At 68.3% G+C, this 10,300-nt stretch carries 13 protein-coding genes; 7 read left to right on the top strand and 6 right to left on the bottom strand.

Annotated features, from left to right (window positions below; translation table 11 throughout):
- Window positions 1-330 precede the first annotated feature (330 nt).
- Entirely contained in the window at window positions 331-831 is a 501-nt protein-coding gene (locus GNX96_RS52805; protein ID WP_279580754.1) for a cytochrome P450, read from the top strand.
- Complete coding sequence (locus GNX96_RS18075; protein ID WP_163569005.1) at window positions 828-2,429, top strand: MFS transporter; 1,602 nt, start codon at window positions 828-830, stop codon at window positions 2,427-2,429. The genes GNX96_RS52805 and GNX96_RS18075 overlap by 4 nt, the downstream gene beginning before the upstream one ends.
- A 418-nt stretch (window positions 2,430-2,847) precedes the next feature.
- On the opposite strand, the gene GNX96_RS18070 is transcribed toward GNX96_RS18075, so the two are convergent.
- From GNX96_RS18070 to GNX96_RS18045, 6 genes are all read right to left on the bottom strand, one after another.
- A complete protein-coding gene (locus GNX96_RS18070) occupies window positions 2,848-4,431 on the bottom strand; it encodes a S1C family serine protease (protein WP_163569004.1) in 1,584 nt (527 codons plus the stop codon).
- 94 nt (window positions 4,432-4,525) lie between these two features.
- Window positions 4,526-4,762 (bottom strand): DUF4097 family beta strand repeat-containing protein, encoded by a 237-nt coding sequence (locus GNX96_RS18065; protein WP_163569003.1) that lies wholly within the window; start codon window positions 4,760-4,762, stop codon window positions 4,526-4,528.
- Window positions 4,759-5,385, bottom strand: coding sequence for a hypothetical protein (locus tag GNX96_RS18060; protein ID WP_163569002.1), 627 nt, complete (start codon window positions 5,383-5,385; stop codon window positions 4,759-4,761). The genes GNX96_RS18065 and GNX96_RS18060 overlap by 4 nt, the downstream gene beginning before the upstream one ends.
- 1 nt (window position 5,386) lies before the next feature.
- Window positions 5,387-6,031 carry a response regulator transcription factor gene (locus tag GNX96_RS18055; protein WP_163569001.1) on the bottom strand — a complete coding sequence of 215 codons (645 nt, stop codon included), beginning with the start codon at window positions 6,029-6,031 and terminating at the stop codon, window positions 5,387-5,389.
- Between the two features lie 12 nt (window positions 6,032-6,043).
- On the bottom strand, window positions 6,044-6,748 hold the full coding sequence (locus GNX96_RS18050) for a sensor histidine kinase (RefSeq protein ID WP_279580701.1): 705 nt from the start codon (window positions 6,746-6,748) through the stop codon (window positions 6,044-6,046).
- A gap of 61 nt (window positions 6,749-6,809) precedes the next feature.
- Window positions 6,810-7,259 carry a sensor domain-containing protein gene (locus tag GNX96_RS18045; protein WP_279580700.1) on the bottom strand — a complete coding sequence of 150 codons (450 nt, stop codon included), beginning with the start codon at window positions 7,257-7,259 and terminating at the stop codon, window positions 6,810-6,812.
- A gap of 260 nt (window positions 7,260-7,519) precedes the next feature.
- Between GNX96_RS18045 and GNX96_RS18040 the strand changes: the two genes are divergently transcribed.
- From GNX96_RS18040 to GNX96_RS52795, 5 genes are all read left to right on the top strand, one after another.
- Complete coding sequence (locus tag GNX96_RS18040) at window positions 7,520-7,825, top strand: hypothetical protein (protein ID WP_163568999.1); 306 nt, start codon at window positions 7,520-7,522, stop codon at window positions 7,823-7,825.
- Window positions 7,825-8,250, top strand: a complete 426-nt coding sequence (locus GNX96_RS18035) for a hypothetical protein (RefSeq protein WP_163568998.1) — start codon at window positions 7,825-7,827, stop codon at window positions 8,248-8,250. The genes GNX96_RS18040 and GNX96_RS18035 overlap by 1 nt, the downstream gene beginning before the upstream one ends.
- A 176-nt stretch (window positions 8,251-8,426) precedes the next feature.
- Window positions 8,427-9,293, top strand: coding sequence for a 1,4-dihydroxy-2-naphthoate octaprenyltransferase (gene menA / locus GNX96_RS18030; RefSeq protein WP_279580699.1), 867 nt, complete (start codon window positions 8,427-8,429; stop codon window positions 9,291-9,293).
- 169 nt (window positions 9,294-9,462) lie between these two features.
- Entirely contained in the window at window positions 9,463-9,822 is a 360-nt protein-coding gene (locus tag GNX96_RS52800; protein ID WP_279580698.1) for a hypothetical protein, read from the top strand.
- Complete coding sequence (locus GNX96_RS52795; protein WP_279580697.1) at window positions 9,819-10,295, top strand: helicase domain-containing protein; 477 nt, start codon at window positions 9,819-9,821, stop codon at window positions 10,293-10,295. Before GNX96_RS52800 ends, GNX96_RS52795 begins: the two co-directional genes overlap by 4 nt.
- Window positions 10,296-10,300 lie beyond the last annotated feature (5 nt).

The following is a 10,300-nucleotide window of genomic DNA, read 5'->3' as shown; positions in this document are numbered from 1 at the left end:
CCGCGACCGGCTGACTCGCTTCCTCCGAGAGGCGGTCGACAACGGCCGGATCCCGCACCCCTTACCGGCGAGCCTCACCGCGCAGGAGCAGGCGTGGTTTCTGCAGGGCACGTTCTTCAACACTGCCATTGTGCAGATGTCCGAGGCGATGACCCATCTCTTCCTGGTAGTAGCGCAAAATCCGGACATACAGCAGCGGCTGCGCGAGCATCCTGACGACGACCCCTATCTCGATCACGTCCTTGACGAGACCTTCCGCAACTATCCCCTTTTCGGTATCGCGCACCGGATCACCTCCGCCGACATCGCCGTCACCGCAGACCTCACACACTGCCCGCCGGGACAGTACTCTGCTTCAGCTACCCAGATTTCCATTCCGCTGGCTTCCCGGATCCGCATTCCTTCGAGCCCGATCGATGGGAAACCCTCAGCGCCCGGGAGGCGAACCACATCCCGTTCGGGGTGACCGCCAACCGCGCCTGCCCAGCCAAAGGCATCGCCCCGCTGACTATGCGGGTGGTACTTCGCGAATTTCTGAAACACCTTCGACTCGCCTCGTCCGCGACGCACGTACGATCGATCCCAAACCGCGGGCCATGCCTACTTATCCCCTTGGAAAGTAGGGAAAGATCCGGCGGCCGACTGGCCGCGCAATGGGCGCTGGACCGGGCCGAAGATGTCAGCCGCAGCGTCACCCAGCTTTTCCTTGGTACGTACATGGTGTGGGATGCGCGGCGGCAGCGGCTCACCGAGAACTACTTCGCGACGCATGACACCCAGGGCCGACCCCTCGCGGCTCTCCCGACCCAAGCTGGCGGAGGCCACGAGTGAAGCGGTATGGAGTGTGGATCGGCGCGGTCGCCATCCTCGCCGGAGTTTCGTTGCACGTACCCGACTATGTGATGGCCGCGCCGGACCATTTCATGATGGCCGGGATGGCGATGGGCACGCCGATGACCTTCGGGATGGCCCTCATCATTGGCGGTCTGGCGCTGGCCGGCTGGAGTCTTCTGGCCACTGGAAAGGCAAAGCGCGCGTTGGCGGCGAAGGCGCGGCGCACCACGCCAGGTGCGGCCGACCAGTTCGCCGCGATCGACGGTGCCCGACTTTCCCGCGCTCACGTCGTTCTCGCGCTCGTACTGACCGTCGGCTTGGTCGTGGACACCATGAAGCCAGCGACGCTGGGATTTGTGGTGCCTGGCGTACGGCACGAATATGGCCTGACCACGGCACAGGCGGCCGCCTTGCCGTTCATCGCCTTGACTGGCACCGTCATCGGCTCGCTGTTGTGGGGATATGTCGCCGATTTGGTCGGCCGGCGGTCCACGATCGTGTTCTCGGCGCTGCTCTACATCGGCACGTCGATCTGCGGTTTCATGCCGAGTTTTGGTTGGAACTTGGTGATGTGTTTCATCATGGGCATGTCGGCCGGCGGCATGCTGCCGACTGTTTACGCGTTGATGTCCGAATCGGTGCCGTCACGCTATCGTGGCTGGCTACTGGTGTTACAGAGCGGGTTCGGAGCGACACTGGGATACCTGGTGGCCAGCGGCGCCGCGGCCGTGCTGGCACCGCTGCTGAGTTGGCGGTTTCTCTGGGTGCTCGGCGCCCCGACCGGGCTGCTGCTGCTGATTTTGTGTCGGTGGATCCCTGAGTCGCCGCGGTTTCTGCTCTCCATTGGCCAGCCCGCCGAGGCCGAACAGGTCATGCGTACGTACGGGATCGAGCTGGTTTCGGCCATACCCGGCGACAAGACCGAACCGCTGCCGGCCGCTCGACCGGCCCGCCGCAGTTTCATTGGCAAAGTCGGCGGACTACTACTGGTGCCCGAATATCGCTGGCGCACTATCGCGGTCTTGCTTTACGGCCTGGGCTGGGGGCTGGTCAACTGGGGTTTCGTGACCTTCCTGCCCACTTTTCTGTCCGGCGCCGGAATGTCCTCCTCTGCGCCGGCAATTCTCTTCACGGCCTCCCTGCTCACCGTTCCCGCGACCGGCCTCGCCGCGCTCCTTTATGCGCGTTGGAGCAGCCGCCGCGCGATCATTTCCTACGCGGTCGGCACAGTGCTGGTTCTGTCGCTTTTCGTCTTCCTTCGCCCAGAAAACTGGGACTCAGCCGGGCCACTAGTAGCATTGTTGACTGTCCTGCTGATCGGCGCCGGCGGCATGATCGCGATGTTGTCCCCTTATGCCGCCGAAATCTACCCCACCGCCCTGCGTGGAACCGGCAGCGGACTGGTCGCCGCGGCCGGCAAGGCCGGCGGCCTGGGCGGCCCCTTGCTGGTCGCCAGCGCACCAAGCCTGTCCACTTTGGCCGTCGCCGGCGCCATCCCGGTCGCCCTCGCCGCGCTCGCGATCTGGCGTACCGGCATCGAAACCGCCGCCCAACCCCTGGTCGAAACCCCCGAGATCGTCCCCGCCACCGACTGAAGGTCGACGGGCTCGGCTGACTCGACTGCGCTCGACTGACTCGACGAAACGGCCGGCGTCGACGCCGTCAAGTTCGCGACGCTGCTGTCGAGTGTCTGACGTCGCCAGGCCCTCAGCGAGAGGGGGGTGCGGCGCGAAACTGTCGTACCCCTCCGGCAAATTTGCCCCCACCCCCAGTGAACGGGCGGGGGGCGGGTTCGAGGACCAACGTTCAAATAAAAATCAAGGTCCACCTCTCAACCCACCCCCCCCCCCGTTCAAAGGGAGGGGGAAAGAAAAACAGACACCTACGACAATTTCGCGCCGCACCTATGTAGAGCTGCACAATCGGAATCCGATTGTGCAGCAGGGAGGCCAACCTGGTACGCGCGAAAAATGCCGTCGACATCTTTGTCGACGGCAGTTCCAGGGGGAAGACTCAGCCGGTGGCGCTTCCGAGGGTGATGGTGACGGCGCTGGATTTGCCGCCACGGGTGATGGTCAGGGTGACCTTGTCGCCCGGCTGGTGGGAGCGTACGGCGGCGCCGAGGTCGTCGGAGGTGGTGATGGCGGTGTCGCCGACCTTGGTGATCACGTCGCCGGTTTGCAGGCCGGCCTTGGCGGCGGGGCTGCCGGAGGTGATTTGGCTGATCTGGGCGCCGCCGCTGGTGGCGTCGGTGACCGAGACGCCGAGGTTGGCGTGGGTGGGCTTCTTGCCGTTCATCAGCTGGTTGGCGACCGACTGAATGGTCTCGGCCGGGATGGCGAAGCCGACGCCGATGCTGCCGGACTCGGACTGGCCGCCGCCGAGGGTAGCGATCGCGGTGGTGATGCCGACCACCTGGCCGGACGTGTTGACCAGCGGGCCGCCGGAGTTGCCAGGGTTGATCGCGGCGTCGGTCTGGATGGCGTTGGAGACCGACGCGGTCTCAGTGGTCGACTGCCCACCGTTGCCCGAACCACCCTGACCGCCTTGGCCCCCACCAAGGCCGCCCTGACCGCCACCGCCCTGCTGGGTGCTGCCGAGCGTGACGCTGCGGTGCAGGGCGCTCACGATGCCGGAGGTGACCGAGCCCTCCAGGCCGAGCGGATTGCCGAAGGCGATCACGGTGTCGCCGACGTGCAGGCTGGAGCTGTTGACGAAGCTGACCGGCGTCAAGCCGGACACCCCGGTGGCCTTGACGACCGCGATGTCGGTCGTCGGGTCGGTGCCGACAATCGTCGCCGGTACGGTCTTGCCATTCGCCAGCGTCACGGTGAGCGTGCCGCCGCCGTTGGCCGCCGCCGCGACCACGTGGTTGTTGGTGACGATGTTGCCGTCCGGCGTGACCACCATGCCGGAGCCCTCGTCGCCGCCGCCGCTGCTGGTCGTCACCTTGATGGAGACGACGCTCGGGCTGATCGCGGCGGCGACCTTGGAGATCTGCTGGGTCGGGTTGGTCGAGCCGGAGACCGGCGCCGCGGTCGAGACGGTCTGGCCGCCGCCGGAGCCGGCCGTGGCGAGCACCAGGGCCGCCCCGCCGGCGCCGGCTACCCCACCGGTGACCAGCGCGGCGACCACCGCGGCAATGGCGATCATCGGCCACCGGTTCCGGCGACCGCCGGACGCGTCGACGGTGACCTGCTGGTACGGGCCAGGCGCGCCGGGCGGCGCGCTGAACGACCCCAGCGGCGGGATCGGCGGCACGCCCCCCGAGGACGTACCGGCGAAAGGCGGCACGTGATAACCGGCCGCGGCATCCGCGTAAGGCTCAGCCGCGTGCTGACCAGCGGGCTCAGCCGAGGTCTGCGCGTACGACTCGGCCTCATGACCGCCGGCGGACTGCACGTAAGGATCTGCGCCGGCTACCAGCGGGGTCTCGGCCGTGTCAGCGGCGCTGACGGGGGCGGCCGATTCCGCGCTTACCGGCGTGGCATCACCGGCTGACTGCCCGGCGGTGGGTACGTTTTGGTGGCCCGCCGCGGCCTCGCCGCTCGCGCTCGGCGGCATCCACGGCTGCTGGGGATCGGTGTGCTCGCTCATGTCCTCAACCGTGCGGCGGCTCCCTCAGAACTGGCTGAGAACGCCGTACGAATCGGCTGAGACGCTGGTACGAATTCGCTGATACGCGGCGCCGCTAACTGAAGACTTGCACAGAGCCGTTCGTGCTGCTGGCGTTGATGACGTGCGGCGAGGTGTCGCTGGTGGGCACCTTGACCTTGTCGCTGGACGTGACGGTGTGGGTCGTCACCCGGTACGTGGCGGTGCCCGGCACGTACACGTCGACTGACCCGTTGACACTGCTCACGGTCACCATCGTGGGCGCGTCCAGGAAGTTCGCGGAGATCTTGCCGTTGACCGACTCGGCGGTCACCAGCGGCGACCCGAGTCGACCATCGTGATCGAGCCGTTGGTGCTGTGGGCGGTCACCTGCGGCGATCGGGCACCGGTGACGGAGACGGAGCCGTTGCCGCTGCGGGCCGACACCGCTCCGATCGGGTTGAGCACCTCGATGGACCCCTCGTTGGAATTAAGATCCAGCGTGCCGTCCAGTCCGCTCGCATCGATGATGACCCGAGGTCGGCATCCACCCGTACTGGCATCGCCGCCGGCACGCTGATGGTGACGAACACCTGGCAGCGACTTTCGTGTGCGGGGGCAGCCGGCCGTGACCGTGGTGGTGTCGCCGCTGGTAGCCGCGGTGACCGTCGGCGAGTGGTAGAGATAGCGCCCCTTTCCCACCACGTGCACGGTCCCGTCCGAGCCAGGAACCAGCAGGATGGCCGCGTCCGGGGCGTTCACCTGCAGCTTCGCGCCGGCCGTCTGATCCGACGAGCTGTGAAAGTCGAGCTGACCGGGCATCACCCGGGTGACCATCACCCAGGCGATCACCCCGCCGGCAATCAGCAGGAGCACCAACCCAGCGGCCACGATCGCGCCGCGACCGGGAGGCTTGGGCGGCGCCTCCGGCGGACTCTCGTGCGAGATGACGCTCATGTCAGGCCCCCAGATATCTCAGTACGGCCAGCACCCTTCGGTGTTCGCCGTCCTCGGCGCGCAGGCCGAGTTTCAGGAAAATGCTGCTGATGTGCTTCTCCACCGCGGCCGGCCCGATCACCAGCTCGGCGCCGATGCCGGCGTTCGAGCGGCCTTCGGCCATCGCCGCCATCACGTCCCGCTCGCGCGGGGTGAGGGTCGCGAGCGGGTCCTTTTTCCGGCTGCGTACGAGCAGCTGCTTGATCACCTCGGGGTCCAGCGCGGTGTCGCCGGCGGCTACCCGGCGGACCGCGTCGACGAAGTCCTCCACCTCGGCTACCCGGTCTTTGAGCAGGTAACCGACGCCGTCCGGGTTGTCGCCGATCAGCTCGGTGGCATACCGCTCCTCGACGTATTGGGACAGCACGAGTACGCCCGTGCCCGGCCACCGGTTGCGGATCACCAGAGCGGCTCGCAAGCCCTCGTCGACGAAGGTCGGCGGCATCCGTACGTCCACCACACAGACGTCCGGTTTGTGCTCGGCAACCGCGCGAAGCAGTTCCTCGCCGTCGCCGACCGCGTCGGCCACCTCTATCTCCTGCTCCACGAGGAGTCGTCGCAGACCCTCTCGCAGCAGCGCCGAGTCCTCGGCGATCACGACCCGCATGCCAACTCCACCTCAATCACCGTCGGTCCGCCCACCGGGCTGGAAACTCGCAAAGTGCCGTCCACTCCGGACACCCGATCGGCAAGGCCGGTCAGTCCGGTGCCGCGGGTCGGGTCCGCGCCACCGCGCGCCGTCGTCGGTGACCCGGATCCAGAGCCGGTCGCCGATCCGCCGGATGCCCACCTCGGCGCGATGCGCCTGGGCGTGCTTGGTCACGTTCGTCAACGCCTCGGTGACCACGAAAAACGCGATCGCCTCGATGGTGATCGGCGGGCGCGGTGACACCTGGACGTCGACCGTCACCGGCATCGGCTGGCGGGCTGCCACCGCGGACAGCGCCGCGTCCAGGCCGCGGTCGGTGAGCACCGGCGGGTGCAGGCCGCGGGTCAGGTCGCGGATCTCGCCAATCGCCAGCTTGGCGTCCTGTCGCGCCTCATCTATCAGCGCCAACATGTCCGGGTCGGCGGTGTTCTTCAGCCGGGAGTTCAGCCGTCCAAGCGTCATCGACATGGCGACCAGCCGTTGCTGCGCTCCGTCGTGCAGGTCCCGCTCGATCCGCCGGCGCTCGGCCTCGGCGGCGTCCACCACCCGGGCCCGGCTCTCGGTCAGTTCCTCGACCCGCTCGGCCATCGCCTTCCCGCGGGGGCGGACCAGCAGCGTACGAGCGAGCAGCACATCGATGCCGCGCAACATCCGGGCCAGCGTCGGGACGATCACCAACAGCACGAACAGCGCCGCAGCACGCAGACCATGAAGGCGGTCCGGTTGTCTTTGACCGTCAGCGGACCGACCGTCGCGCGCGGCCGTTGGCCAGGTGCCGGAAGTAGACCGGCAGCGCCGCGAGGGTGGCCGACACCGCGAAGGTCACCACGATCGTCGCCGAGGTGGCGCACGCGATCGGGATCAGCAAAAGGAAATACCCGACCTGCCGCCAGAGCGCCCAGTTGCCGAGCACCGCCGGCAGGGCCTTTCGCAGCGGCCCGTTCGCGGCCGCCGGCAGTCGCGGCTCAGCCACGTACAAACCGCAGGTGGCCGCGTATCGCCGCCGCTCGGCCGCACTGCACCAGAACAGCACCCGCGCGGCAGGCACCACCAGGAAGAGACCGACGCCGAACGGCACCAGCAGCAGCGCGCCGAAGAAGATCAGCAGCGCGGCCAGCCCAAGCGTGCCGTAGACGGCGTCCAGGGTGAGGTGCGCGTACGCCTTCCACAGCCGCCCCGAAACCACCGCACGCAGCGGAAAATCCCGAGATCCGATCCGGCCCCACCACCGTTGGCGGGTCCGTCGCCGGACCTGGAGGTGTCTGCACCGGAGCTCCCCGTACGTCTGAACCGCCGGCGGTCCGGCCTGGTCGTCGACCAACCATATGAACACGTCAAGCCGGCCGAAACCCGGAGAGCCCACGACCGCCAGTAGGGATAACCCGACACCCGGTTGGTGGGTCGGCTCGACCGACGCGAAGTCCACTTTCGACCAGTGTTGAGGACATGGACGGAACGGGGATCGAGCAGTCGGCGGAGGCGTTTTTTTTCGACCTCTACGGCGACGAATTCGACGACCGGGTCGCCGAGGTGGTGGACGAGCTGCTCGCCGACCGGATCGCCGACCGGAACACCCAGTTCAGGCCGCTGTCGGTCCTCCCGCTGATCGCCCTGGTGGTGATCGCGGTCGCTGGCGTCTCCGTCCTGCTGCAGCGGACTCCGCTCGCGGTGGCCGCCGTCTGGCTGGCCGCCGCGGTGATGATCTGCGGCTGCGTCACTCGATTCGCGTTTCGCCGAAGGGGCTCGTTCTGATGACCACGTTGGACGTACGACCGACCACCGCGCCGATAGTCGTTCCCGCTGAGCGGCTGCACCGCCGGGCACTGCTGATCACGGTGGCGATGGTCAGCGCGTTGGTGCCGTGGTGCGTCGTACTCAGCCAGCTGCTGCCGTCCACCACCACCGTCGCGCACTGGTCGGTGGCGTGGGTGGGACTGGACAGCGGCGAGGCCCTCGCGGCCGCGTTGACCGCGATCCTCATCCTGCGTAAGGACCCGCGAGCGGCCCTGACCGCGGTCATCGGCGGGGCGCTGCTGCTCGCCGACGCCTGGTTCGACCTCACCACCGCGACCAGCGGCGGCGACCTCCTGCAGGCCGGCCTGGAAGCCGCCCTGCTGGAGGTCCCACTCGCCATCGCGGCCTTCTGGTACGCCTCCACCGCCCTCACCCGCCCCTGACCTCCACCCACCCAGGGTGATGTCCGCATCGACGCGATGCGTGCGTCTGTCTGGCGCACGCATCGCGTCGATGCGGTCAAGCTCGTGCGGGCAGGGGCGGATCTGGCAGCGGCGAGAGGCCAGCACAGAATGGGGGCGAACCGAACTGGAGGAGGACGTGTGGCCACGACCGCGCAGTGGGTGGAGGGGGCCCGGCCGCGGACCCTGCCGGCGTCCACCTCCGGGGTGATCGCGGGCGCCGGCGCCGCCGCCGCGCTGGGCTGGGCGGTTTCTCGCTTTGGCGGGCTGCTGCTCGCGCTGGTGGTGGCGTTGGCGCTGCAGGTGGGCGTCAACTATGCGAACGACTATTCCGACGGCATCCGCGGTACGGACGAGAACCGAGTCGGCCCGTTCCGGTTGGTCGGCAGCGGGTCGACGACACCGGCCACGGTGAAGTACGCGGCGTTCGGCTCCTTCGGGGGGCCGCCATCGCCGGCCTGGCCCTGGTGATCGCGACCCAGGCCTGGTGGCTGCTAATCGTCGGCATCGCCTGCATAGCGGCGGCCTGGTACTACACCGGCGGCCGCCGCCCGTACGGCTACCGCGCCCTCGGCGAGGTCTTCGTCTTCATCTTCTTCGGCCCGGTCGCGGTCCTCGGTACGACCTATGTCCAAGCTCTCCGGCTGTCCTGGCCGGCGATCGCGGCGGCCGCCGGCATCGGCTGCTACGCCTGCGCGATTCTGGTCGCCAACAACGTCCGTGACATCCCCACCGATGCCCAGACGGGCAAGAAGACCCTCGCCGTCATGATGGGCGATCCCGCCAGCCGCACCCTGTGGGCCGTCCTCGTCGGATTCGCCCATCTGCTGGGCATCCTGCTCGCCGTGATCCTCTCGCCGTGGGTGTGGTTTTCCCTCATCGGGATCCCGATGGCCGTCCGCGCTGCCGGCCCGCTGCTGGCCAAACGGTCCGGCCTGGAACTCATCCCCACCCTGCGCGACACCGGCCTCGCCGAACTCCTCTATGCCGTCGGTCTCGGCGTCGGTCTCGCCCTGTCAGTCTGACCGACCGGGCACCAGCAGCCAAAACTCGTTCGCCGGGACGCGAGCCGTCCGGTAACGTCACTCGGCCGAGCGCCCGGACGAGGGCGCCGACCCGTCGAAAGCCGGGCGCCGCGGGTCGCGGAGAGCCAAGGGCAGTGGGACCGTCGAGACACTGCCGGAGGTTGTAGGGATGCCCGAGACCGACTTCGCCGAGGACCAGACGCTGCGCGCCGAGCGGGACCACATGGTCGCCGCACGAGCCGAGCTGACTCGGATGCGCGACGAGGCGAGGAGCCTCCAGACTCACGACGGCGAGTGGTACGAGCGGCTGGCGGACATCCGCGCGCAGGCGGCCGGCGCGACCACCTTCGTGTCGGACGAGGTGCTGGCCAGTGAGCTGGCGAACCGTACGATCAGCCTCGCCGACGACGGCAAGACGCCGTTGTTCTTCGGCCGGATCGACCACGGAGACGACAGTCCTTATCCGGGCGAGAGAGTTTCCACATCGGCCGCCGGCACATCGCGAACCCGGCCGGCGATCCGCTGGTGATCGACTGGCGGGCGCCGGTTTCCGAGGCGTTTTACCGCGCCACCGCGGCGGAACCGCGCGGCGTGATCCGGCGGCGGCGCTTCGGGTTCCACAGTGGACAGTTGAGTTCGTACGAGCAGGAGCGGCTCGACGAGGGCGAAAATCTGGGCCTTGCCAGCAAAATCCTGACCGCGGAGATCGAGAAGCCGCGGGTCGGGCCGATGCGGGACATCGTGGCCACCATTCAGCCGGACCAGGATGCGTTGGTACGGGCCGATCTCGACGACTCGCTGTGCATCCAGGGCGCGCCCGGCACTGGCAAGACCGCGGTCGGGCTGCACCGCGCCGCGTACCTGCTCTACAGCCATCCCGACCGGCTCAAACGTTCCGGTGTGCTGGTGATCGGGCCGAACCAGGCCTTCCTGTCGTACATTGCCCAGGTGCTGCCGGCGCTCGGCGAGGGCGGCGTCAAGCAGCGACCGTCAGCCAGCTGATCGCG

Origin of the sequence: Fodinicola feengrottensis (genome assembly GCF_010993775.1) — a bacterium.
Classification (GTDB): domain Bacteria; phylum Actinomycetota; class Actinomycetes; order Mycobacteriales; family HKI-0501; genus Fodinicola; species Fodinicola feengrottensis.
Note: the sequence above shows the minus strand (reverse complement) of the source record. Positions and strands in the feature narration are given on the sequence as shown.